This window comes from Actinacidiphila rubida (assembly GCF_900110255.1).
In the GTDB taxonomy this organism is placed as follows: Bacteria; Actinomycetota; Actinomycetes; order Streptomycetales; family Streptomycetaceae; genus Actinacidiphila; species Actinacidiphila rubida.
This window is the reverse complement of sequence record NZ_FODD01000044.1, coordinates 1-22,197: the sequence shown is the minus strand read 5'-3', so window position 1 is coordinate 22,197 and position 22,197 is coordinate 1. Positions and strand designations below refer to the sequence as shown.

The following is a 22,197-nucleotide window of genomic DNA, read 5'->3' as shown; positions in this document are numbered from 1 at the left end:
CGCCTCCAGCGCTCGCCCCCAGAAAGGCAGCCCCCGATGCCACGTCCCCGCCCCCCGCTGCTGCGCCGCCGTGCCGCCGCCCTGCTGGCGGCAGTGCCCGTCGTGGCGGCGGCGCTGCTGACCGCGCCGTCCGCGCGTGCCGACTCCGGTGGCCTCCAGGTGCGCGGCCCCGTCGTCGACGGCACCGCGAACCCGGTGGCCGTGACCGGCCGGACACCGCGCCTGGGCTGGCAGGTGAGCGCCCAGCGCAGCGACGAACTGCAGACCGCCTACCGGATCCTCGTCGCCGACAGCCCCAGCCGGCTGGCACCCGGGCGGGCCGACGTGTGGGACAGCGGCAAGGTCGCGTCCGCCGAGTCGGTGAGCGTGCCGTACGGGGGCCCGCAGCTCGCGCCCGGGCACCACTACTACTGGACCGTGCGCGTGTGGGACAACCACGGCGCCACCTCCGGCTGGAGCCGCCCGGCCACCTTCGACACCGCGCTGGCCGGCGCCGCCGACTGGAAGGGCGCCCAGTGGATCACGCCCGACCGCAGCGGCACCTCGTCCTGGTCCGACTTCACCCTGGACACCGACTTCACCGTCAAGTACGCCGCCGCGGCCGTCGTGTTCCGGGCCAAGGACGCCTCCGACTACTACATGTGGCAGATCAACACCGCGAGTTCACCCGGCAAGGTGCTGCTGCGCCCGCACGTGAACGTGGGCGGCCGGTTCACCACCCTCAAGGAGGTCGACCTCAGCCCGGTGATCACCCCGGCCAACGCCGGCGACCGGCACCACCTGCGGATCACCGCGGACGGCAGCACCCTCACCACATGGATCGACGGCACCCAGGTCGACACCCTCACCGACAGCTCCCTGACCAGCGGCACCATCGGCTTCCGCTCGTCCACCACCGACGGCCGTCAGGAGGACAGCCTCTACGACAACCTCAGCGTCCACGCCCTGGACGGCACCACCCTGTTCAGTGACGACTTCTCCGCCTCACCCGACCCGTCGTTCCCCGGAACGCCCGTCACCGGCGGCCAGCTGGAACCCTCGGGCGACCCGACCCTGCTCGACCGGGACGCCGCCGCGCCCATGCTGCGCACCACCTTCACGCTCGACCGCAAGATCGCCGACGCGCACGCCTACGTCTACGGACTCGGCCTCTACGAACTCCACCTCAACGGAGCCAAGGTCGGCGACCACGTGCTCGCGCCGGCCAACACCCCCTACACGCAGCGGAACCTGTACGACACCTACGACGTGACCTCCGCGCTGCGCCAGGGAAGCAACGGCGTCGGCATCTGGCTCGGCACCGGCTACGGCGCGCACTTCAGTCCGTACGGCTTCCGCTGGAGCGGCCCCCCGCAGGCCATCATGCTGATCCACGTCACCTACACCGACGGGACCACGGCCGACATCACCACCGACCCGTCGTGGAAGTGGTCGACCGGTCCCGTCCTCGCCGACGACCTCTACAACGGTGAGACGTACGACGCGCGGGCCGAGCAGCACGGCTGGGACACCGGGGGATTCGACGACACCGCCTGGCACCCCGTCACGACCGCGACCGCCCCCAGCGCCACCCTCGCCGCCGACACCATGCCGCCGGTCCGGGTCGTCCAGGACCTGCGGCCCGTCAAGGTCACCCAGCCCCGGCCCGGCACCTTCGTCTACGACTTCGGACAGAACTTCGCCGGCTGGGAGCGGATCGGCGCGCGCGGACCCGCCGGCACCGCCCTCACCCTGCGCACCGCGGAGGAACTGAGGAGCGACGGCACCCTCGACACCACCACCAACCGGAACGCCGCCTCCACCGACACCTTCGTCCTCGCCGGAACCGGCGGCACCGAGACCTACGAACCCCGCTTCACCTACCACGGGTTCCGCTACCTCGAGGTCACCGGCTACCCCGGCACCCCCACCGCCGCCGACGTCACCGGGCGCGTCGTCCACGCCGACGTCGCCTCCACCGGCAGCTTCGACTCCTCCGACGCGCTGCTGGACCAGATCTGGCAGAACAACCGGTGGAGCATGCTCAACAACTCGATGAGCACCCCCACCGACAACCCCGTACGCGACGAGCGGACGCCCCCCGGCATGGACGTGCAGGCGTACCACGACGCCGCGGTGAGGGAGTTCGGCATGGACGGCTTCTACGCCAAGTACCTCCAGGACATGCCGCCCGGCACCGCGCTGCCCAACGACGCGGGCAACGCGCAGCAGCCCGACATGGGCGGCGACCAGATCTCCCTCGCGTGGACCCTGTACGAGCAGTACGGCGACACGGACACGCTCGCCGCGAACTACCCCGCGATGCGCACGTTCGTCGACACCAACGCCGCGAACGTGCCCGGGCACATCTGGCCCGACGACCACGGCTTCGGCGACTGGTGCCCGCCGTACTACGGGCCCGGGACCAACGACGGCATGGGCAGTCCCGGCGCGGGGAGCTGCTTCAGCGAGGTGTCCCTCGTCAACACCGCGCTGTCGTACCTCCAGGCCGTGGACGTCGCCAAGTCGGCCCAGGCGCTGGGCCGTTCCGACGACGCCGCGCACTACACCGCACTGGCCGCGGACATCGGCCAGGCGTTCAACGCCCACTTCCTCAACAGCGCGGGCGACACCTACGGCGACGGCCGCCAGGTGACCAGCATCCTGCCGCTCGCGTTCGGCATGGTTCCGCAGGACAAGGTCGCCGCGGTCGGCGCCCAGCTGGTCCACACGATCACGGTGACCAACGGCGGCCACCTCGACACCGGGATCTTCGGCACCCGCTACCTCGTCGACGCGCTCGCCGCGATCGGCCGCGTCGACCTCGCGACGGCGGCCCTCGACAAGACCGACTACCCCGGCTTCGGCTTCGAGATCGCCCACAACGCGACCTCGTCGTGGGAGGAGTGGCTGTACAGCTCCGGCATGGAGACCCACGACCACGCGATGTTCGCGGGCGTCAACGCGTCCCTGTACACCGTGCTGGGCGGCATCCGGCCGACGTCCGCCGGATACGGCACCGTGACCGTCGCCCCGCAGGTGCCGGCCGGGCTGCGGCACGTCACCGTCACCCAGGACACGGTGCGCGGCCGGATCACCAGCAGCTGGGCGCACGACGGCACGGCGTTCGACCTCACGGTCACCCTGCCCGCCAACACCACGGCGGTGGTGCGGGTGCCGCTGACCGGGGCCGGGCGCGCGGTCCACGCACCGGCGGGCGCACGGCCCGCGCCGGGCTCCGGCGCCGGAGCGGCGGCGTACCGCGTGGGGTCCGGGACCTGGCACTTCCACGTGGACTGAGCCGACGCCCCGGCCGGCCGCCTGAGGGGGGCCGGCCGGGGCCGTCGCGCGGCGGGTGCGGCAGGCCCGCCCTGCCCCGGTGGGCCGTCTCGCCATCGCCGGCGGCAGCCCACCGCCGTCATGGCCGGCGGGGGAGCGCGTCGAGCCAGGCGGTCAGCAGTCCGTTCAGCTCCTCGGGGCGCTCCTGCTGGATCCAGTGGCCGCACCCGTCGAGGATGTGCGACCCGGACAGGCCCGGCAGCGTCGCCGGGAACGCCGCGATCGCGTCGGCCAGCCAGGTCGTCGAGGCGTCGAGTGCCCCGCCCACGAACAGGGAGGGCTGGGGCACCGGCGCGCCGTCGAACTCCGCGAGGTCCTCCCAGTCACGGTCCATGTTCCGGTAGCGGTTGAGCGCCCCGGTCAGGCCGGTCCGCTCGAACTCACCAGCGTAGAAGTCGAGTTCCTCATCCCCGAGCCATCCCGGCCGTGCACCGGACGGGAAGCGCTCACGCAGCGTGCCGCCGCGCGGCACGAAGTGCGGGTCGGGCGCGCCGGGTCCGGGCATCGTGTCGGCGGACAGCGCGGCGTAGAAACCGGCCAGCCAGCCGCGGACGTCCGGCTCGATCTCCTCCTCGGCGCCGCCCGGCCGCTGGAAGTACGGCACGTAGAACTCCTCGGCGGCGTCGGCGCCGCCCATCCGGGCGAAGACCTCACTGGGCCGCGGGCCGCCCCTCGGCGTGTACGGCACGCTCAGCAGGCCGACCGCGCGGAACACGTCGGGCCTGAGCAGCGCGGCGTTCGCGGCGATCCCCGCGCCCCAGTCGTGGCCCACGACGACGGCCGTCTCCTCGCCCAGGCCGTGCACGGCGGCGACGGCGTCCGCCACCAGCTCGCGCATCCGGTAGGCCGCCACGTCCGCGGGCCGGGACGAACGGCCGTACCCGCGGACGTCGACGGCGGCCGCGCGGTAGCCGGCGGCGGCCAGCGCGGGGAGCTGGCGGCGCCACGAGTACCAGGACTCGGGGAACCCGTGCACGAGCAGCACCAGTGGTCCCTCGCCCTGCTCCACGAGGTGGATGCGTCCGGCGGGGCCGGGCAGCAGCCGGTGCGCGGGCTGCGTGGTCGGAGCGGCGGGCTGGGGCATGGGACCTCCTCGGTTCACCTGGCGTCGACGGGCTGCCGGCGGGCGGCATGCGGGCGGCGGCAGCGGGCGCGCGGTGCGCGCCGGCCCGGCGACGCCTCCGAGGATGCGGTGCGGGCCGCGACGCGAGCCACCGAAGTTGCCGGTTCGGCAAATCCGGAGGCCGGCGGGCAGCCGGGCCGTGCGGGTCGGGGCGCCGCGCGAGTGGCACCACCAGGACCCCCGCCGACGCACTCCCGGGCCGATGTGCCCACCCCGATCCGCCACATGACACCCCGTCATGATCCCGACGCCGGTAGCATCACGCTGGTCTCCGGCGCCGGCGCGCCGGGCCGCCGCCGTACGCCACGTGAGCGGGTCGCGACCCGCCGAGGAGGGGGAAGCCATGCTGCCGCAGCCCACCCGACGGAACGTTCTCCACGGCCTTGCCGCGGGCGTCGGAGTGATCGCCTTCGACCCGCTCACCCGGAGCTGGCGGACCGGCGGCGACGCGCCACGGGACACCTCCGGCGGCGGCGCCTTCGCCCACGTGCCCCCGCTCGACGGGACGCTCCTCACCGACCCCGCGACGCTCGCGGCCGACGCCGACGACTTCGGGCACACCGTCCACCGGAGCCCGGCGGCGGTGCTGCGCCCCGGATCCGTCGCCGACGTCGTGGCCATGGTCCGGTTCTGCGCAACCCACCGCATCCGGATCGCCGCGCGCGGCCAGGGACACGGCACCAACGGCCAGGCACAGGTCGAGGGCGGCCTCGTCATCGAGACCACGCCCCTGAACGCCATCGGGCCCGTCACCCCCGGCCCCGCCGGCACCGGCACCGTCACGGTCGGCGCGGGGGCCCTGTGGAGCGCGGTCGTCCACGCCACCCTCGCCCACGGCCTGACCCCGCCGGTCTTCACCGACTACCTCGAACTGTCCGTCGGCGGCACGCTGTCCGTGGGCGGGCTCGGCGGCCAGTCACGCCTGCACGGCGCCCAGGTCGACAACGTGACGGAGCTCCAGGTCGTGACCGGCGCCGGAGAACTGGTCAGCTGCTCGCCGGGACGGCGCGCCGACCTCTTCCACGCGGTCCGCGCGGGGCTCGGCCAGTGCGCGGTGATCGTCGCCGCCACCCTGAAGCTCGTCACGGCACCCACGTCCGTGCGGCACTTCCTCCTGCCGTACACCGACCTGGACACCTTCCTCGACGACCAGCGGCGGCTCGCCGGGGACGAGCGCTTCGCGTACGTGGAGGGCGAGGTCGTGCCGGACGCGGACGGCGCGTTCACCGGCTACGTCCTCGAAGCGGTCGCCTACGGCCCGCCCGCCGGACCCGAGCCGGACGACGCCGCGCTGCTCAGCGGGCTGCGCTACGACACCTCCGGCGCGGTCACCGCCGAGACCCTCGGCTACTTCGACTTCCTCAACCGCCTCGCGCCCGGCGTCGCCGCCCTGGAACAGGCCGGCCTGTGGGCCTGGGCCCACCCGTGGCTGAACCTCCTCCTCCCCGGCGACCGCGCCGCCGGCCTCGCCCGCACCCTCCTCGACCAGCTCGCCGGCCAGGACACCGGTCCCGGCGGCGTCGTCCTCCTCTACCCCCTCACCGCCGCCCGCCTCCACGCCCCCCTGCTGCGCGTCCCGGACGACCCCCACCCCTACCTCCTCGCCGTGCTGTGGACCCTCGACCCCGCCGACCCCGCGGCCGTCACCGCCCGCACCGCCGCCAACCACGCCGCCTACCGCACCGTCGCCGCCGCCGGCGGCACCCAGTACCCCGTCGGCACCATCCCCATGACCCCCACCGACTGGCGCACCCAGTACGCCCGCGCCTGGCCCGCCTTCAGCGCCGCCAAACACCGCTACGACCCCCTCGACCTCCTCGCCCCGGGCCAGCACGTCTTCACTCCCTGACCGACAGCCCCCGCGTCCGGGCGATCAGCGTCGTTCCTCGAGGAGGCGCTTGAGGGTGGCCAGGTCGGCGGTGACGGCGGCGGCGTCGCGGGCGAAGTCCTCGTCGGAGACGTCGGGACGGCGGCGGAGGGTGAAGACGACCTCGGAGCCGGGAGGGTCGGCCAGGACGCGCATCGGGTTGTGGACGGTCTCACCGGAGGGGAGGGTGACGTCGTGGTCGAGGACGCCGAAGTCGTTGCGCGGTGCGAAGACGACGACGCAGCGGCCCATGGGGGAGTCGGCGATCCACGTGCCGTCGACCTCCTCGACGCTGCTGCCGAGTCCCGCGGCCCAGGCGGGAAGGTTCTCCGGGCGGCAGGCGTACTCGTACACCTCTTTGGCGGGCCGGTCGATCCAGGTGCTGATGTGGCGCGACGCGATGGTCATGGCGGAAGTCTGGCAGGGAGGGCCCCGGCGCGCACGGCACGTCACGGGGCCGTCCGTGTGGTGCCGCCACCGGGCACGGAGCGGGCCGGGCGGGTTCAGCCGGCGGGCGGCAGAAGGGCGCAGACCTCCGCGACGAGCGCGTCCGCGGTGTCGAGGACGGCGCCCAGGGCCTCGGGGGACGCACCGGCCGAGGCGAACAGGGCGTGGGCGCGGGACGCGAAGTCCGGCGGTGCGGACGGCAGGCGCGCGGCCGACGCGACCGCGCCCTTCTCGTTGACCAGCCACCGCCGGTCGTGCGCGTGCATCGCCTGGACCAGCACGCCGACCGCGCGGAACAGGCAGCCGGACACGTAGAACGCGTCGCCGCGCGCCGCACCCTTGCGTGCGCCGCCCAGGATGAACGCCGGTTCCCAGTGCGCGTTGGCGATCAGGGCGTCGCGCAGGGGCTCGGGGTAGGCGGACATCCGCTCCTGCAGCGCCCGCAGTTCGCCTTCGGGGTCGGCGAGAATGCGCCCCAGCGCCAGTTCGCCGGGGTACGCGTGGGAGTACACGCCCAGCGGATGGCCCGGCTGCGTGCCGATCTCGAATCGGCCCCGCTCGCACTCCTCCCACAGCCGACGCACCCGGTCCACGTCCCGGTAGATCCAGTCGACGGCCCGGCCGCCGACCGCCAGCCACGCGCCGCCGTCCACCCACGGACCCCAGCCGCCCGGCTCCGTCACCTCGACGGCCGCACCGGTGAGTTCGGTCGCGAGCCGCCGCAGCGTGGCCGTGTCCAGGGGCGCCCGGTAGTAGAGGCCCAGATCGACGTCGGAGCCGGGTTGGTGTGCGCCGCGGGCCCGGCTGCCGCCCAGGCACACCCCGACGACGCCCTCGACGGCGGCCAGTTGACGCGCCATGCGGGGCCATCGGTCCTCGGCGTCGGCGGCGGTGTCCACGGCGCTACCTCGACGCCACGACGACGGTCGACCGCGGGTGCGCGCCGGCGGCCGCCTCGGTGACCATGAAGTCCGCGACGTCGGCGCGGCTGATCCGCGGGACACCGCGCAGACGCAGGTCCGTTCCCGCGGTGCAGCGGCCGGTCAGCGGGCCGTTGGACAGCATCGGCGGACAGACCAGGGTCCAGTCCAGGGTGCTGGCCCGCAACACCCGCTCCCCGGCCGCCTTGTCGGCGAAGACCCGGCTCAACGACGGCTTGTAGAGCGCCTTCAGGGACGGTGGCGTCACGGCCCAGGACTCCCCGACACCGAGGGAGGACAGGAACACCAGCCGCCCGACACCCGCGTCCGGCAACGCCCGGACGATCACCGGCACCGCCTCGGACATCACCGTCGGTGCGAGCACGCTCCGCAGGCTGTGGCCCGAGCCCAGCGCGCTGACGGCGGCGCCGCATCCCTCGGCGGCCGCCGTCACGGCGGCCCGGTCGCGGGTGACCTCGCCGACGGCCACCGTCACCGCGGGGTCCCGCACGCGCATCCGCGCCGGATCGCGGACCAGCGCCGTCACCTCGTGGCCCGCCGCCAGCGCCCGCCGCACCACCTCCGTGCCGGTCAGGCCGGTCGCGCCGAGTACCAGGATCCTCATGGGGAAGCCGTCCTTCGTCCGGTGGGGAGGCGGGCATCGCCAAGATCCTCGCAGCGGCACGGGGACGCGGCAACAACCTCGGCGCAAGGTCCGGCCGGCCGCCGCGTCCCGGCGCCCGCGGCCGCGGCCGAGAGCCGCCGGGTGGCACCGGGGCGCCGGGCCTGTTTGGCTGGGAGGAGCAGGTCTCCCGGCACGGAGCGAGGGTCGATCATGGACGCGACAGGCGACAGCCACCAGCACCTGCGGCAGATGCGCCGGCGGGCCGCCGAGATGGAGGCGGAGGCCGAACGCAGCACGGATCCCGAGGAGCGCAGGCGGCTCCAGGAGCGGGTCAAGCAGCTGGAGTTCGAGAACGAGCAGGAGAGCATGATGGCGGCGGGCGACATCTACCCCACGGAGTGAGCGAACCGTTCCGCGCGGCGCGTCGAGCCGGCACGGCCAGCCGGCCGCTCACGGCGCGAGCGTGCGGTCCGCGCGGCAAGCCGCCCGGGGCCGGCGGTCGGCCTGTCCGCGCAAGCCGTCCCGTCGCGTGACGAGTCGGCCCCACGGCGTGAGCGGGGCCGGCCTCGGAGGGGAGAGGTGCGCCTCACGGCGCCGACGCGGCGGCGGCCACCGGAGCGACCTCCGGCTCCGGCGCGGTCCAGCGGATCTGCGTGCTGCACAGCGACACCACGACCGCCGACGCGGCCACCGCGCCCAGCCCCCACACCAGGCTGCTCGCGTTGGCGACGAAGCCGATGACCGGCGGTCCCGCCAGCAGGCCCGTGGTGCCCATCGTGGCCACCAGGGTCAGCGCGTCCGAGCCCTGACCCGCCGCCGCCACGTAGACGCACGGCGTGACCGCCGCGATGCCCAGGCCCACGCACGCGAAACCGATGAGCGCCGGCCCCACACCGCCGCTGAGCAGGGCGAGCGCCAGGCCGAGCCCGGCCACGGCGCTGCCGGTGCGGACGACCCGGCCGTCACCCCAGCGGGCCCGCCACCCGTCGGCGAACAGCCGCGCCAGCACCATCATCACCGACACCACGGCGATACCCAGCGGTGCCACCTCCGCCGAGGCCTTCGCCACGTCCTTCATGTACAGCGCCGACCAGTCGTTCATCGCGCCTTCGGTCACGGTGCCGAACGCCATGGCCAGGCCCATCCACAGCGTCATCCGCGCGGGCAGCGACCACGTGCGGCCGGCGGGCTTCGCCGTGTCCGCCGGCTGGTCCGGCGCCGTCACCTCGTCGACCAGGAGCCCCGGCCGGGAGGAGGCGAGTACCAGCAGGAGCAGCACGGCGGCGACGGCGAAGTGCACGGCCACCGTGGACGTCACCGCGTTCATGGCCGACGCGAGCAGGGCCGCCGCGAGCGAGCCGCCGCTGAAGGTGGCGTGCAGCCGGGCCATCGCGTTGCGCTCGAAGCGGGCCTCGAGCGCCGCGCCCTGCGCGTTCATCGCCACGTTCAGGCACGCCACGAGCACCCCGTCGCAGCACATCACGACCAGTGCCACCGGATAGTCGGGCGCCGCGGCCATCGCGAACAGCAGGAGCGTCAGGCCCAGCGCCGACACCAGTGACAGGCGGCGCGAGCCGACCCGCCGCATCAGCCACGCCACGAGGGGGAACGAGGCCGCGGCGCCCACGCCGGTGGCCATCAGCAGCAGGCCCACCTCGGCCGAGCTCAGCCCGAGGTGCGCCTTGATCGCCGGCAGCCGGGACGCCCAGGTCGCGTACTGGAACCCCAGCGAGCAGAACAGCGCCGCGATGGCCAACTGGCCTCTGCGGAAGGGATCGTGCACGCGGAACATCGGATTCAGACCACCTCGTGTTGTGTTGACCACCCGCGCAGCGGACCGCTGGCCGGATGCGGTGCGCCGGTCCGGTCCGCGGGGACCGGCCGGGACATGTACACCGGATCGGCGCCGTAGCCCTCCGCCGGGGGCGCCGTGCCCCCGGCGGCGAAGCCGTTCGCCGACCAGAAGGAGTCGCTGCCGCCGACGGCGACCAGCGAGATCTCCTCGAAGCCCGACGCCGCGGCCACCGCCGTGAGGTGCCGCAGCAGCCGCCGGCCCAGGCCGCGGCCGCGCAGATCCTCGGCGACGACGAGGTCGTGCAGGTGCAGGTTGGCCGACCGGTGCGCCACCGCCTCGGCGCGGGCCAGGTCGGGGTACGCGGACGCGGGGTAGGGGAGCGCCAGCAGGTAGCCGGCGAGCCGGTCGCCCACGTGCAGCACGAAGCACGTGGACGGGGACGCCTGGGCCCTGGACCGCAGCACGGACGGCTCCTCGGACAGGCCCAGCGGCGCGTACGCGCGGCTCTCCAGCCGGATGATCCCGGGCCAGTCGCCCTCGCTGACCCGGCGTACGCGGACGTCGGCGTTCATGAGCCCCCACCTGCGCCGCCGCGTCGATCCCCGTCCCCGCTCGTGTCCCCGTTCCCGTTCCCGCCGCCGACGCAGACGTGGGGAAGCGGGGCGAACCCGTTGAACCCCTGCGACATGTAGCTGATCGCGTACGCGCCGCTGGACAGCACCCAGACCGGGTCGCCGGACGCGAGTGCCGCCGGGACCGGCACCGGCGCCCGGCCGGGCGTATGGGTGTCGGCGCTGTCGCAGGTCGGGCCGGCGACGGTGGCGGGCACCAGCGGGCCGTCCGGGTGCGTGGGGAAGACCAGCGGAAACCGTACGTCGTCCATCTCGTACAGGCCGTTGAACTTCCCGCAGCTCAGGTACAGCCACCGTCGCAGCCGGCCGTCGGCCCCCCGCCGGGTGGTGAGCCGGGACACGTGCGCCCGGATCGCGCCGTGGTCGGCGACCAGGTGGCGGCCCGGTTCGACCACGAAGTGCAGGCGGTGTCCCGCCACTCGGGCGCACCGCTCCATGCCCTCCCGGACCACGGCGAAGATCTTGTCCAGCGGCGGGTCGAGCGGCGTGCCGTGCCCGTCCAGGTAGCCGAGCGCCGGCAGGCCGCCGCCCAGGTTCACGTGATCCAGCGCGACGCCGTCCTCGGCGAGTGCCTCCAGGACGTCGGTGAGCTGGTCGAAGGCGCGCTGCCAGGCCTCGGTGGTCATCTGTTGCGAGCCGACGTGCACGGACAGGCCGGCCGGCGTCAGCCCGGCCTGCCGGGCCGCGCGCAGGACCAGCACCGCGTCCTCGACCGAGCAGCCGAACTTGTCGCTCAGGCCCCACAGCGCGCCGAACCCGTCGGTGGCCAGGCGGCAGAAGACCCGCGCGCCCGGGGCGTGGCGGGCGATCGCCGCGACGTCCTCCGGGCTGTCGGTCGCGAAGAGCGTCACCCCCAGACGGTGGGCCTCCGCGATGTCGGTGTCGGACTTGACGGGATTGCCGTAGTGGATCCGCCCGGGCGGCACTCCGGCGGCGATCGCCTGCGCGATCTCGTGCGGGCTCGCGGCGTCCACCCCGGACCCCTTGCGCGCCAGGCAGGCGAGCACCTCGTCCAGGGGACACGCCTTCATCGCGAACCGGACGGCGACGCCCGGCAGTTCACGCAGAAGGCTCTCGTAGCGGGCTTCGATGCCGGCGAGGTCGAAGACGATCCGGTCCTCGTCGGCATCGGCCAGGGCGGCCAGCAGGGCCGCGTCGTCGTGCGTCATCGACGGATCAGCCGGGAATCCGCTGTGACCGACGCAGGACGGTCTCCCTGCTCGCCGCCACCAGGGCCGGCCAGCACTCGACGAGCAGGGCGAAGTCGTTCGCGTCCTGCAGTGCCTCGTCCAGCAGCCGCTCGCGGCGCGACGCCAGCAGGTCCGCGAACTCCGCGTACCGGCCGCCGAGCGTGCGGTAGGAGCGGTCCAGGCAGTCGAGCCGTTCGACGTTCTCCGTCCGGTCGAGCAGGGTGCTCGCCCGCACGAACTCCGCGACGTGCGGGGCCCGGACGTGATGGTGCTCGTCGAGCAGGGCGCCGCCGGCCGCCGCCATGTCCGCGTAGACGGCATTGAAGTACAGCATCGACAGGAAGAACTTCGCGAACCGCAGGTGGTAGGCGCTGAAGCCGGCGTCCGTCCTGCGTTCCGGCGTGTAGTAGTTGACGATGTGCCGGTTGTGCAGCACGCCCGGCAGCGTCGCGTCGTGCACCAGGTGGATCAGGAAGTAGTCGCTGCCGATGGTGTCGGTGGCCGGCGGCAGCGGCACCTCCTCGTGCACCTGGTGGAACGCGATGTTGCACATGTCGACCCGCATCGGGTCGACGGCCCCGAGCACCGAGTGGTCCGCGGTGAACGCCTCCGAGCCGGCGCCGCGGAACGACTCCACGGCCAGCTCGTGCTTCCGCGCCGCCGGCCAGCCGGCCGGCGCCCACAGGCCGACCACCTCGTGGTACACGTCGGGGTCGAGGCGGTGCATCTCCTCGATGTCCACGGACATCTCACCGACGAACGAGGCACCCACCATCGCCACCGGCTTGCCGGCGTCCGCCGGCGCGACCCGCGACTCGTCCACGCCGTCGACCGCGTCCCCGGCCCGCCGGCCCAGCGACATCAGCTCGTGGTGGACGGGGAAGACGGGTGCGCCGTCCAGCTCCTGGAACCGGCTGTCGGAGTCGCGGCGGTGCACCGACTCGCAGCCCAGCGCCGCGGCGATCAGGAACGCCCGGTTGGTGCACGCCCCGTAGGACGACGCGCCGGGCAGCATCAGGTCGAGGACCAGCTCCGGCTTGGCGACGCCGGAGCGCTCCACCACCTGCCGCAGGAACTCCCCCTGCTCGGCCTCGCCCAGGTGGTGCGCCACCACGCCCGGTTCCGCGGGCAGTTCGCGGACCGCGCGGGCGTGTTCGGCGAAGTCCGGCGCCTGGCTGGAGTCCAGCACCAGCAGGTGGACCTCGACGCCGAACCGGCGTGCCGCATAGACCGCCTCGCGCCCCACCGCCTTGATGGCCGCGACGCACGCCCGGTTGGTCGGCAGGGTCAGGCAGATGCGCCGCATATCCGCTCCCCGCTCGGCGTGGTGTCGTCCTGCTCGTGCCACGGCGTCAGCCCCAGCAGCCGCTCGCCCAGCCCGGTCAGCCTGGCCGGCCCGTAGCGCAGGGACTCGTGCCGGGTGGCGTCGCCCACCAGCGTCCCGTTCCACTCCGGAGTACTCAGGGTGCGCCACGAGTCGACGCGGGAGCGGCGCAGTTCGGCGTGCGACTCCAGTGCGGGCATCATCGACAGGTACTGGACCGCCCGCACGCCCTCCTGGGAGGTGTTGGGCGCGACGCCATGGGCCAGCAGGCCGTTCCAGATCAGCAGGTCGCCCGCCTCCAGGCGGGGCCGGACCACCGGGAACTCGGCCCGGTCGACGGCCGGCCTGATCGGGTCGCGGTCCTCCGGCTGCACCGCCCGCCACCGCTCGAACCGCCGGAACAGTTCGGGGGAGCACTGGAAGCCGCCGAGCTCCTCCTCGGTGTCGTTGAGGGCGATGATGCCCTGCACGCGCTGCGGGAGGATGCCGAGCATGGTGTCGACGTCCCAGTGGAGGTTGATGTCGAAACCGCGCTCGGTGGGCGTGATGAGCCCGCGGTCGCGGTTCTTGATGTTCGGCGGGTTGAGGTTGAGCCGGTCCAGGGTCACCCACAGTTCGTCGCAGTCCCACACGTCGGCGAACGCGTCGTAGACCCGCTGCGTCTGACGGCTGTCCCAGATCAGCTGGTGCTGGTAGGCCTCGACGAAGCCGTAGATGTGCAGCTCGCGGTCCAGGTCGGTGCGGAAGTCCCGCTCGTCGTACCAGGTGTCGGGACGGGCCGGGTCGAGGCCCTGGAACTCCCAGGTGAAGTCCAGCAGCGCGGCCGCCGCCTCGGCGGGGATCGCCTGCTTGACCACGACGTAGCCGTAGGTCTGCCAGAACGCGAAGTCCTCCTCGCTCAGGACGCGGAGCTGCTTCGTCTTCTCCAGATCGCGCAGCTGGGTCCGCGCGAGATAGGTCTCCCCGTCCGAGCTGAAGTAGGGGACGTCGGAAGGGGCTCGGAACAGATACGGGTGGTTCGGCGCCATGCGGTTGCTCCAGCGAAGTGCGGGTGTGCGTCGGCGCATTCGGCACAGGAGTGATCACGGATGGTGATGGACATCGTTGCCGGACCATGCGAGGGGCGGTTTTCGCCGCTCCCGGGCATGCCCGTCCCCCGGCAGAGTGCGTCACCCACACCCCTTGCTGAACTTGCGCCTCACTAAACTGGACTAGACCAACGTCACGTGTCAACCAACGACATGAAGAGATCCCGTGACCGATTCCCTTACGTCCGTTGCCAGTTGAGGGGCCTGCGAGACACCCGCCGGCCGGCGGCCGGCGATCTTCTTGACACTGCCGATCGGGCTAGGCGACTATCGATTGGTCTGTACCACAGCTCATCGGTGCGACCGATGTGTCGGCACTATCCGGAAGGCCCCAGCCGATGTCCTCCAGCAAGCACAGCAAGGAGTTGCGACGGCTCGCGCTCTCGGTCCTGCAGCCGGGATTCGTCGGCACCGAGGCCCCGGAGTGGGTGCTGCGCGCCATCGCTGACGGCCTGTCATCCGTGGTGCTGTTCTCCCGGAACATCGCCTCACCCGAGCAGGTCGCCCGGCTGGCCGCTCAACTGCGCGCCGAGAACCCGTCGTTGATCATCGCTATCGACGAGGAGGCCGGTGACGTCACCCGGATCGAGTCCGCCACCGGCTCCACCCGGCCCGGCAACTTCGCCCTCGGCGCCGTCGACGACACCGAACTGACCGAGTCCGTCGCCCGCGACCTGGGCCGCCAGTTGCACGCCACCGGCGTCAGCCTCGACTACGCACCCAGCGCCGACGTCAACTCCAACCCGGACAACCCGGTCATCGGCGTCCGGTCGTTCGGCGTCGACCCCGCCGTCGTCTCCCGCCACGTCGGCGCCTGGATCACCGGACTCCAGTCCGCGGGCGTCGCCGCCTGCGCCAAGCACTTCCCCGGCCACGGTGACGTCGCCGTCGACTCCCACCACGGGCTGCCCAGCTACGACGCGAGCCTCGCGGAGATCGAGGCGCAGGCGCTGCCGCCGTTCCGCGCCGCCCTGGAGGCCGGCGTCCGCGTGGTGATGACCGGGCACCTCCTCGTGCCGGCGTACGACCAGGACGTCCCGGCGACCCTCAGCCGCCGCATCCTGGAGGACCTGCTCCGCAAGGAACTCGGCTTCGACGGCGTGATCGTCACCGACGCCATCGAGATGGGCGCGGTCACCGACCGCTACGGCATCGACGGCGCCACGGTCCGGGCCCTCGCGGCGGGTGCCGACGCTGTCTGCGTGGGCGGCGAGCACGCCGACGAGGGCACCGCGTACCTGCTGGCCAGGGCTCTCGAACGGGCCGTGACCGACGGCGAGTTGAGCGAGAACCGGCTGGTCGAGGCGTCGGAGCGGGTGACCGCTCTCGCCGACTGGTCCAGCCGGATCGGGCGCGCCGTCCCCGTCAACCCGATCAGCGGTGACATCGGCTACGTCGCCGCCCGCCGCGCCATACGGCTCAGCGGGTCCGCGCAGGACGTCCTGCCGCTCACCGCCGCACCGCACGTCGTCGAACTCGTCCCCACCACCAACCTCGCCATCGCCAAGGAGACGCCGTGGGGCGTCGCCGTGCCGCTGCGCGAGCGGCTGCCCGGGACCACCTTCGTGCGCGTCCACCACGAGGACCTCGCCGAACGTCCCGAGGTCCTGCGGGAGTTCGCGCTGGCCCCCGCGGCGGGCCGCCCGATGGTCGTCGTGGTCCGCGACGCCGCCCGCAACAAGTGGATGGGCGCGGCACTCGCCGACCTGGCGGCCGCGCGCCCCGACGCGATCGTCGTCGAGATGGGCATCCCCGGCCCGAACGCGCCCGGCGCCGTGCAGATCTTCACCCACGGCGCCACCGCCGCCTCCGGGGTCGCCGCCGCCGAGGTGCTGGTCGGCGCACGCTGAACGGGGCCCGGGCCCGGCGGCGGTAGGCCGCCGGGCCCGGAACGCCCGCTGATCGGGCTCCCGGCGCGCCGCCGATCCACCGCCGACGCGTGGGGAGGCGGCCACCTGGCGGGCACGCGAACTTCCCCGCCGGTTTTCCGGAAGCACAGGTCGCGGACGGCGGGGGACCGGCATGATGAGCCGGCCGTGGCACGCGGTGTCTCTGGGAAAGGAGTCCGATGGACCAGCAGGTGCACGAAGGACAGGCAACCTACAACCCGTTCACACTCGCCCTGTACGACCTGTTCGTCCTCGGCCTGTCGTGCCGGTACGTCTGGGGCTGCCGCAAGAGCCACCTGGTGGGGATGTTCCGCCGCGGCATGGGCGGGCGCCACCTCGACGTAGGCGTCGGCACCGGCTACCTGCCCGCCCGCGGTGCCGGCCCGGACACCACGCACGTCACGCTCTTCGACGCCAACCGCCATTCCCTGCACGCCAGTTCGCAGCGCCTGAAGCACCTTCAGCCCACCACGGTCGAGGGCAACGCGCTGGAGCCGCTGCCGTTCGCCGACGCCGCGTTCGACTCCGCCAGCGCCAACTTCCTGTTCCACTGCATGCCCGGCACCCTGGCCGAAAAGGGCGTGCTGCTCCAGGAGCTGGGCCGGGTCGTCCGGCCCGGCGGGACGGTCTTCGGGGCCACCATCCTCGCCTCGGGGGTGACCGTCACCGGGCGGGCCCGGCGGCTGATGGGCCTCTACAACTCCAAGGGCGTCTTCCACAACAGCGCCGACACCCTGGAGGACCTCGAGGCCGGCCTCGGCGGCGCGTTCAAGGAGCACACGGTCACCGTCCACGGCTGCGTGGCGCTGTTCGAGGCCACCGTCGGCACCGCCGAGCCGGAACTGTAGCCGACCGGTCTCCTCGCCCCGCGGGTGCTCCGGCGCCTGCCACCTGCCGCCGGACGTCACCCGTCGGAAGGCATTTCCGGCGGTGCGCCGTCCGGATCGCCCTCCGACCGGGCAGGCATCCCCGGCACGGTGCCCAACGCGGCGTCGTGCCCGGTCCCGCAGGACAGCGAGGAGGACCAAGGATGCCGTCGGACACCCCGCACGACCCGGCGCACCGGCCCGGAGAGGGCCCGGGGCGGCACCCGGCGGCCGCGGCACCCGCCGCGCCGCCGAGGCGCACCTTCATGGGAGAGATGAAGGACGCGCTCAGCCTGCGCGCGCTGATCCTGGTCACCGGTGTCCTCGTCCTGCAACTCGGCTTCATCCTGTCGTACATCGGCGCCTTCCACGCGCCCAAGCCGCACCACATCCGGTCCGGCGTCGTGGCCCCCGCGCGGATCAGCGCACGGCTGACCGCCGAGCTGAACGCCCTGCCCGGTACCCCGTTCCGGGCCCAGGCCGTCCCCACCGAGGCGCAGGCCCGCCGGATGATCCTGCACCGCGACCTCGACGCGGCCGTGGTCGTCAACCCGCTCAACGGCAAGGACCGGCTCCTCGTCGCCTCCGCGGCCGGACCGTCCGTCTCCACCGTCACCACACAGATCGCCCAGCGCATCGAGGTGGGCAGGAACCGGCAGATCACCGTCGTCGACCTGCGCGCCCCCAACCCCCAGGACGGCCGCGGGCTGTCCTCGTTCTACCTGGTCGTCGGCTGGATGGTCGGCGGGTACCTGGCCGGGTCCATCCTGGGCATCGCGGGCGGAGCGCGGCCCGCCACCCTGCAGCGCACCTTCGTCCGGCTCGGCGCGCTCGTGCCCTACGCGATCGCCTCCGGGCTCGGCGGCGCCCTGATCGCCGGCACCGTCCTCGGTGCTCTGCCCGGCCACTTCGGCGCCCTGTTCGGCATCGGCACGCTCCTGGTCTTCGCGGCCGCCGCCACCACCGTCGCCCTGCAGGTCGCACTCGACCTGGCGGGCATCGGGCTGGTGATCCTGGTCTTCGTCGTCCTCGGCAACCCCAGCGCAGGCGGGGCCTACCCCAGCAGCCTGCTGCCACCGTTCTGGCGGGACATCGGGCCCTGGCTGCCGCCGGGCGCGGGCACCACCGCGGTCCGCAACACCGTCTACTTCACCGGCCACCACACCACCGGGCCGCTGTGGGTGCTCGGCGTCTACGCGGCCGGCGGCATCATCGTGTCGGTCGTCTGCTCCGCGTTCGTCGTCCGGCGGCGGCAGAAGAAGGCGCTCGCCGCGGGCGCGGCCGCGCCCGCGGCCGCCTGACGGCGGGGCGCCGGGGGCGACCGGAAATCCGTTGCCGCCCGCGGCGCCGCCGTGGCACGATCAGCTGCGCTGAGCACCGCAGCGCACCCACCCCTGCGAAGGACTGACGCCCATGGCCTCGGCGAGCCCTCACGGCCGCCGCCGGCACTGAACGGACCGGGTAGGCGAGCGCGCCCGCGCACGGAACCTCCCGGCCACCGCCCTGCCGGCACCTCACGGCGGCCCCACGCCGCGGCGCCCTGCCCGCCGCCCGTCTCTCCCGCGGAGAGAGCCCCGGCGCACCGCCGGGCCCGTACCGTACGTATCGCTCCGTCGTCATCGTGAGGCCAACACCGTGGACACCACCGTCCAGAACTTCGCCGTCGCCAACCTGCGCCGCCGCCCCGTGGTCATCGAGAACCCCAGCTTCGTCGCGGGCTTCGACCCCGCCACCACCAGCCCGTACGTCAACTACGCCTCGCCGCTGCCCGGCGCCGAGCCCACCCGGCGCGAGGTCGCCCATCTCGTCGCCGCGTTCCGCGAGCGCGGCCTCAGACCGAGGGTGGAGTTCGCGCTGTCCACCGCGCCCGCCGTCGAACCGGCGCTGCGCGCCGCGGGCTTCACCACCGAGGAGGTGCACGAGTACCTGGTGTGCACCCCCGCCACGCTGACGATGCCGCCGCCCGCGGCCCGGGACTCGGCGTTCGTCCCCCGGGCCCGGACCCCGCACACCGACGAGGAGTTCGACGCGATCGACGCCGCGCTGGCCGAGGCGTTCGGCAGCGAGTTCGACGCGTCGCCGGAGGGCGGCGCCCGGCTGCGGCGCATCCAGGACGCCGGCGGCGTCATCCGGTTCGTGCCGTCACCCGGCGGCGGATGCGCCGGCGCGGCCTCGTGCTCGGCACCGGCCGCCGGCACCGGCGAGCTGTCCGGCGTGGGGACCCGGCCGGCGTTCCGCGGCCGGGGCGTCGCCGCGGTGGTCACCGCCGAGGTGGCCGCGGAGATGTTCGCGCGAGGCGCCCGGTCGGTGTGGCTGGAGTCCTCCGGCGACGGGCCGCGCCGCATCTACGAGCGCCTCGGCTTCCGGCCCGAGGGCACCCGCCTCTACCTGTCGATCAGCGACTGAGCCGGCGGAGCCCGGGCATCCGAGCCGGCCTCCGTGTCTTGACGTGTCCGCGTCGTAAGTGGAGACTCCGTTTCGATCCTGGTGTTTGAGAGCGCTTCCAAGTCGATGGTTCGAAGGCGTTACGGGAGGAGGGGCGAGACCGCGCCATCCGCGCCACCCGCGCTCGGCACCCGGTCACCCCTTCGCCCACGCCCTTTCCCCCCACCTGAAGGGACCTCCGACCGATGCGCCAACCACCGCCGCCGACCCACGCCCGCAGTCGCCCGCGCGCCCGCCGCGGCCTCGTCGCCGTGCTGTCCGCCACCGCGCTGATCCTCGCCGGGCTGTTCGGCCTCGCGACGCTCCCCGGCAAGGCCGCCGCCGACGCGTCCGACTACACGCAGAGCGCCGTCGCCACCAGCCAGAGCCAGGCGCTCATCAGTTTCACGCCGGCCACGGCCTCGCAGTACGTCGACGTCCACTACCTCGTCAACGGTGCCGGCCAGCAGAACTTCCGGATGACCCAGAGCGGGGGCACCTGGACCCGCACCGTCGACCAGCTCACCACCGGAACCGTGCTGACGTACTGGTTCACGTACGAGAAGAACGGGCCGCAGTACGACACCCCGCAGTTCACCTACACACAGGGGAGCGCGGGCACCAGCACCACCGGCGGCACGACCGGCACCACCACCGGCGGCGGAGGCGGCGGTGCCGTCCCCGACACCATCCCGCTGACCCTCACCAACAACTCCGGCCGTGGCGACGCCGTCTACGTCTACGACCTGGGCACCCAACTGTCGAGCGGCCAGCAGGGCTGGGCCGACGCGGGCGGCGGCTTCCACGCCTGGCCGGCCGGCGGCAACCCGCCGACCCCCGCACCCGACGCGTCCATCACCGGACCCGCCCCCGGCCAGACCGTCACCATCCGCATCCCGAAGTTCTCCGGCCGCGTCTACTTCTCCTACGGCCAGAAGCTCGTCTTCAAGCTGGCCACCGGCGGCCTGGTCCAGCCCGCCGTGCAGAACCCCTCCGACCCGAACCGCAACATCCTCTTCAACTGGTCCGAGTACACGCTCAACGACAGCGGCCTGTGGATCAACAGCACCCAGGTGGACATGTTCTCGGCGCCCTACGCCGTCGGCATCCAGTCGCCGAGCGGCACGCAGACCACCGGGCACCTCAAGTCCGGCGGCTACCAGGCCGTCCTCAACGCCCTCCGTGCCCAGCCCGGCGGCTGGGGCGGCCTGATCCAGACCGCGCCCGACGGCTCCGTGCTGCGCGCCCTCGCACCGGGCCACGGCATCGAGACCGGCGCGCTGTCCACCACCGTCCTCGACGACTACATCAACCGCGTCTGGCAGCAGTACGCGACGTCCACGCTCACGGTCACCCCGTTCGCCGACCAGCCCGGCACCCGGTACTTCGGCCACGTCTCGGGCAACACGATGAACTTCACCGACCCCTCGGGCGCCGTCGTCACCAGCTTCCAGAAGCCCGACGCGGACAGCATCTTCGGTTGCTACAAGCTCCTCGACGCGCCCAACGACCTCGTCCGCGGCCCGATCTCGCGCACGCTGTGCGCCGCGTTCAACCGCTCGACGCTCGTCGCCAACCCCAACCAGCCCGACACCAGCGACTCCGGCTTCTACCAGGACGCCGTCACCAACCAGTACGCGCGCGCCATCCACGCGCAGATGGCCGACGGACGGGCCTACGCGTTCGCCTTCGACGACGTCGGCAACCACGAGTCGCTCGTCCACGACGGTTCGCCCCAGCAGGCGAGCATCACTCTGGACCCGTTCTCCTGACAGCCCCTCCGGGGGCGGCCACTTCCCGGCCCGCGGCCGGCGGCCGCCCCCGGCGGGTGTCAGGACGTCAGCGACGCGGCGAAGTCCGCGAGCGCCCTGAAGTCCGCGTCGAGGAGCCCGAGTCGGGGGTTCACGTGGTGCAGCAGAGCGGGCGCCGGATGGGCGGCGGCCACGAAGGCGTGGTCGGGCGGGCCGAGTTCGTCGTCGATCCACGCGAAGGGCCGGCCCGCGGCGTAGGCCACGACGCGCTCCGTCTTCCAGTGCACCCCGTCGGGCCGCTCGGCGAAGAGGTCGTTCCCGAAGTCGACGAAGGGCAGTTCGGGCAGCCCGAGCACCGGACCGATCCAGCGGTTCGCCTGATCCATCCACGTCGTGGCCCAGCACAGCTCGTACCCCAGCGCCAGCAGGCCGGCGCCGTGTGCCGGGTTGAGCCACACGCGCAGCATCCGCGAGGCGTACACGCCGGCGCCGGCCTCCCACGGCACGCGGATCGTCACGTAGCCGTCCGGCCGTCGCTGCGGCTTTGCCGCATACGGATTCAACGGGCCGTCCACGTCCACGAACAGCACAGGCTCCACCGCCCCCACGCTACCCCCCTCCGGGGCGGTCGCCCTGTCTCCACCCGGGCCGCCCAGACGCGCTGCGCGCTCTGCGCGCTGCCGTCTGCGGGTCTCGTCGTGGTTCCTCGCGGGCCCCTGCGGGGCGCGTCCTCCCCGTTGGGCGCCGTCGCCGTGTCCCGGCCCGTGGCGGGTTGCTCGCGTTGGGGGCACCTCCCGGCCGAAGGCTGGGGGACCTCGCGCCCCTTCGGCTTCCGGGGTGCCGCGCGCTGCGCGCTGCCGTCTGCCGGTCTCGTCGTGGCTGGTCGCGCAGTTCCTCGCGCCCCTGGCGGTGCAGGTTCGTGGGTGGGGTCAGGGGCC

The 22,197-nt window shown here is 73.6% G+C and carries 16 protein-coding genes and 4 pseudogenes; 10 read left to right on the top strand and 10 right to left on the bottom strand.

The window, feature by feature from the left end; genetic code table 11:
• Positions 1 to 36: 36 nt before the first annotated feature.
• Together BMW99_RS43335 and BMW99_RS32245 are read left to right on the top strand one after the other, a co-directional pair.
• Positions 37 to 474 (top strand): annotated as a pseudogene (locus tag BMW99_RS43335) (glycoside hydrolase family 78 protein); the annotation flags it as partial.
• 585 nt (positions 475 to 1,059) lie between these two features.
• Positions 1,060 to 3,279, top strand: a pseudogene (locus BMW99_RS32245) (family 78 glycoside hydrolase catalytic domain); the annotation flags it as partial.
• A gap of 118 nt (positions 3,280 to 3,397) precedes the next feature.
• Here BMW99_RS32245 and BMW99_RS32240 read toward each other — a convergent pair.
• Positions 3,398 to 4,402 (bottom strand): alpha/beta fold hydrolase, encoded by a 1,005-nt coding sequence (locus BMW99_RS32240; RefSeq protein WP_075018064.1) that lies wholly within the window; start codon positions 4,400 to 4,402, stop codon positions 3,398 to 3,400.
• Positions 4,403 to 4,784: 382 nt separating this feature from the next.
• Between BMW99_RS32240 and BMW99_RS32235 the strand changes: the two genes are divergently transcribed.
• Complete coding sequence (locus tag BMW99_RS32235; protein ID WP_075018063.1) at positions 4,785 to 6,290, top strand: FAD-binding protein; 1,506 nt, start codon at positions 4,785 to 4,787, stop codon at positions 6,288 to 6,290.
• 24 nt (positions 6,291 to 6,314) lie between these two features.
• On the opposite strand, the gene BMW99_RS32230 is transcribed toward BMW99_RS32235, so the two are convergent.
• From BMW99_RS32230 to BMW99_RS32220, 3 genes are all read right to left on the bottom strand, one after another.
• The gene (locus BMW99_RS32230) at positions 6,315 to 6,716 is read right to left on the bottom strand and encodes an SRPBCC family protein (protein WP_069467649.1); all 402 of its coding nucleotides are present in this window, start codon (positions 6,714 to 6,716) and stop codon (positions 6,315 to 6,317) included.
• A gap of 95 nt (positions 6,717 to 6,811) precedes the next feature.
• Positions 6,812 to 7,615: a nucleotidyltransferase domain-containing protein gene (locus BMW99_RS32225; RefSeq protein WP_075018073.1), complete on the bottom strand. Its 804-nt coding sequence runs from the start codon at positions 7,613 to 7,615 to the stop codon at positions 6,812 to 6,814.
• Positions 7,616 to 7,658: 43 nt separating this feature from the next.
• Positions 7,659 to 8,300, bottom strand: coding sequence for an NAD(P)-dependent oxidoreductase (locus BMW99_RS32220; protein ID WP_075018062.1), 642 nt, complete (start codon positions 8,298 to 8,300; stop codon positions 7,659 to 7,661).
• Positions 8,301 to 8,510: 210 nt separating this feature from the next.
• Here BMW99_RS32220 and BMW99_RS32215 point away from each other — a divergent pair, with 210 nt between their 5' ends.
• Positions 8,511 to 8,702, top strand: coding sequence for a DUF6381 family protein (locus tag BMW99_RS32215; protein ID WP_069463731.1), 192 nt, complete (start codon positions 8,511 to 8,513; stop codon positions 8,700 to 8,702).
• A 184-nt stretch (positions 8,703 to 8,886) separates the two neighbouring features.
• On the opposite strand, the gene BMW99_RS32210 is transcribed toward BMW99_RS32215, so the two are convergent.
• From BMW99_RS32210 to BMW99_RS32190, 5 genes are read right to left on the bottom strand one after another with little or no spacing between them, the layout of a single operon-like run.
• Complete coding sequence (locus tag BMW99_RS32210) at positions 8,887 to 10,092, bottom strand: MFS transporter (RefSeq protein WP_069463730.1); 1,206 nt, start codon at positions 10,090 to 10,092, stop codon at positions 8,887 to 8,889.
• Positions 10,093 to 10,097: 5 nt separating this feature from the next.
• Complete coding sequence (locus tag BMW99_RS32205; protein WP_069463729.1) at positions 10,098 to 10,667, bottom strand: GNAT family N-acetyltransferase; 570 nt, start codon at positions 10,665 to 10,667, stop codon at positions 10,098 to 10,100.
• Complete coding sequence (locus BMW99_RS32200; RefSeq protein WP_069463728.1) at positions 10,664 to 11,896, bottom strand: type III PLP-dependent enzyme; 1,233 nt, start codon at positions 11,894 to 11,896, stop codon at positions 10,664 to 10,666. The genes BMW99_RS32205 and BMW99_RS32200 overlap by 4 nt, the downstream gene beginning before the upstream one ends.
• A gap of 7 nt (positions 11,897 to 11,903) precedes the next feature.
• Positions 11,904 to 13,223 (bottom strand): DUF6271 family protein, encoded by a 1,320-nt coding sequence (locus BMW99_RS32195; RefSeq protein WP_069463727.1) that lies wholly within the window; start codon positions 13,221 to 13,223, stop codon positions 11,904 to 11,906.
• Complete coding sequence (locus tag BMW99_RS32190; RefSeq protein ID WP_069463726.1) at positions 13,205 to 14,269, bottom strand: phytanoyl-CoA dioxygenase family protein; 1,065 nt, start codon at positions 14,267 to 14,269, stop codon at positions 13,205 to 13,207. The genes BMW99_RS32195 and BMW99_RS32190 overlap by 19 nt, the downstream gene beginning before the upstream one ends.
• Before the next feature lie 398 nt (positions 14,270 to 14,667).
• Between BMW99_RS32190 and BMW99_RS32185 the strand changes: the two genes are divergently transcribed.
• The 6 genes and pseudogenes from BMW99_RS32185 to BMW99_RS32165 all read left to right on the top strand — a co-directional run.
• Positions 14,668 to 16,179 (top strand): glycoside hydrolase family 3 protein, encoded by a 1,512-nt coding sequence (locus BMW99_RS32185; RefSeq protein WP_069463725.1) that lies wholly within the window; start codon positions 14,668 to 14,670, stop codon positions 16,177 to 16,179.
• Between the two features lie 218 nt (positions 16,180 to 16,397).
• Positions 16,398 to 17,066, top strand: a complete 669-nt coding sequence (locus tag BMW99_RS32180; protein WP_069463724.1) for a class I SAM-dependent methyltransferase — start codon at positions 16,398 to 16,400, stop codon at positions 17,064 to 17,066.
• Between the two features lie 182 nt (positions 17,067 to 17,248).
• Entirely contained in the window at positions 17,249 to 18,385 is a 1,137-nt protein-coding gene (locus BMW99_RS32175) for a DUF3533 domain-containing protein (protein ID WP_107451568.1), read from the top strand.
• Positions 18,386 to 18,719: 334 nt separating this feature from the next.
• Entirely contained in the window at positions 18,720 to 19,490 is a 771-nt protein-coding gene (locus BMW99_RS32170) for a GNAT family N-acetyltransferase (RefSeq protein ID WP_075018061.1), read from the top strand.
• Positions 19,491 to 19,714: 224 nt separating this feature from the next.
• Positions 19,715 to 20,083: pseudogene (locus BMW99_RS43210) on the top strand (hypothetical protein); the annotation flags it as partial.
• 96 nt (positions 20,084 to 20,179) lie between these two features.
• Positions 20,180 to 21,280, top strand: a pseudogene (locus BMW99_RS32165) (glycoside hydrolase family 64 protein); the annotation flags it as partial.
• Positions 21,281 to 21,339: 59 nt separating this feature from the next.
• Here BMW99_RS32165 and BMW99_RS32160 read toward each other — a convergent pair.
• A complete protein-coding gene (locus tag BMW99_RS32160; RefSeq protein WP_079176259.1) occupies positions 21,340 to 21,858 on the bottom strand; it encodes a hypothetical protein in 519 nt (172 codons plus the stop codon).
• Between the last annotated feature and the right edge of the window lie 339 nt (positions 21,859 to 22,197).

Coding starts and splice junctions, on each gene's coding strand:
- BMW99_RS32175 (WP_107451568.1), top strand. CDS start 17,249: ATGCCGTCGGACACCCCGCACGACCCGGCGCACCGGCCCGGAGAGGGC.
- BMW99_RS32225 (WP_075018073.1), bottom strand. CDS start 7,615: ATGGCGCGTCAACTGGCCGCCGTCGAGGGCGTCGTCGGGGTGTGCCTG.
- BMW99_RS32230 (WP_069467649.1), bottom strand. CDS start 6,716: ATGACCATCGCGTCGCGCCACATCAGCACCTGGATCGACCGGCCCGCC.
- BMW99_RS32195 (WP_069463727.1), bottom strand. CDS start 13,223: ATGCGGCGCATCTGCCTGACCCTGCCGACCAACCGGGCGTGCGTCGCG.
- BMW99_RS32190 (WP_069463726.1), bottom strand. CDS start 14,269: ATGGCGCCGAACCACCCGTATCTGTTCCGAGCCCCTTCCGACGTCCCC.
- BMW99_RS32185 (WP_069463725.1), top strand. CDS start 14,668: ATGTCCTCCAGCAAGCACAGCAAGGAGTTGCGACGGCTCGCGCTCTCG.
- BMW99_RS32215 (WP_069463731.1), top strand. CDS start 8,511: ATGGACGCGACAGGCGACAGCCACCAGCACCTGCGGCAGATGCGCCGG.
- BMW99_RS32220 (WP_075018062.1), bottom strand. CDS start 8,300: ATGAGGATCCTGGTACTCGGCGCGACCGGCCTGACCGGCACGGAGGTG.
- BMW99_RS32205 (WP_069463729.1), bottom strand. CDS start 10,667: ATGAACGCCGACGTCCGCGTACGCCGGGTCAGCGAGGGCGACTGGCCC.
- BMW99_RS32235 (WP_075018063.1), top strand. CDS start 4,785: ATGCTGCCGCAGCCCACCCGACGGAACGTTCTCCACGGCCTTGCCGCG.
- BMW99_RS32240 (WP_075018064.1), bottom strand. CDS start 4,402: ATGCCCCAGCCCGCCGCTCCGACCACGCAGCCCGCGCACCGGCTGCTG.
- BMW99_RS32210 (WP_069463730.1), bottom strand. CDS start 10,092: ATGTTCCGCGTGCACGATCCCTTCCGCAGAGGCCAGTTGGCCATCGCG.
- BMW99_RS32180 (WP_069463724.1), top strand. CDS start 16,398: ATGGACCAGCAGGTGCACGAAGGACAGGCAACCTACAACCCGTTCACA.
- BMW99_RS32200 (WP_069463728.1), bottom strand. CDS start 11,896: ATGACGCACGACGACGCGGCCCTGCTGGCCGCCCTGGCCGATGCCGAC.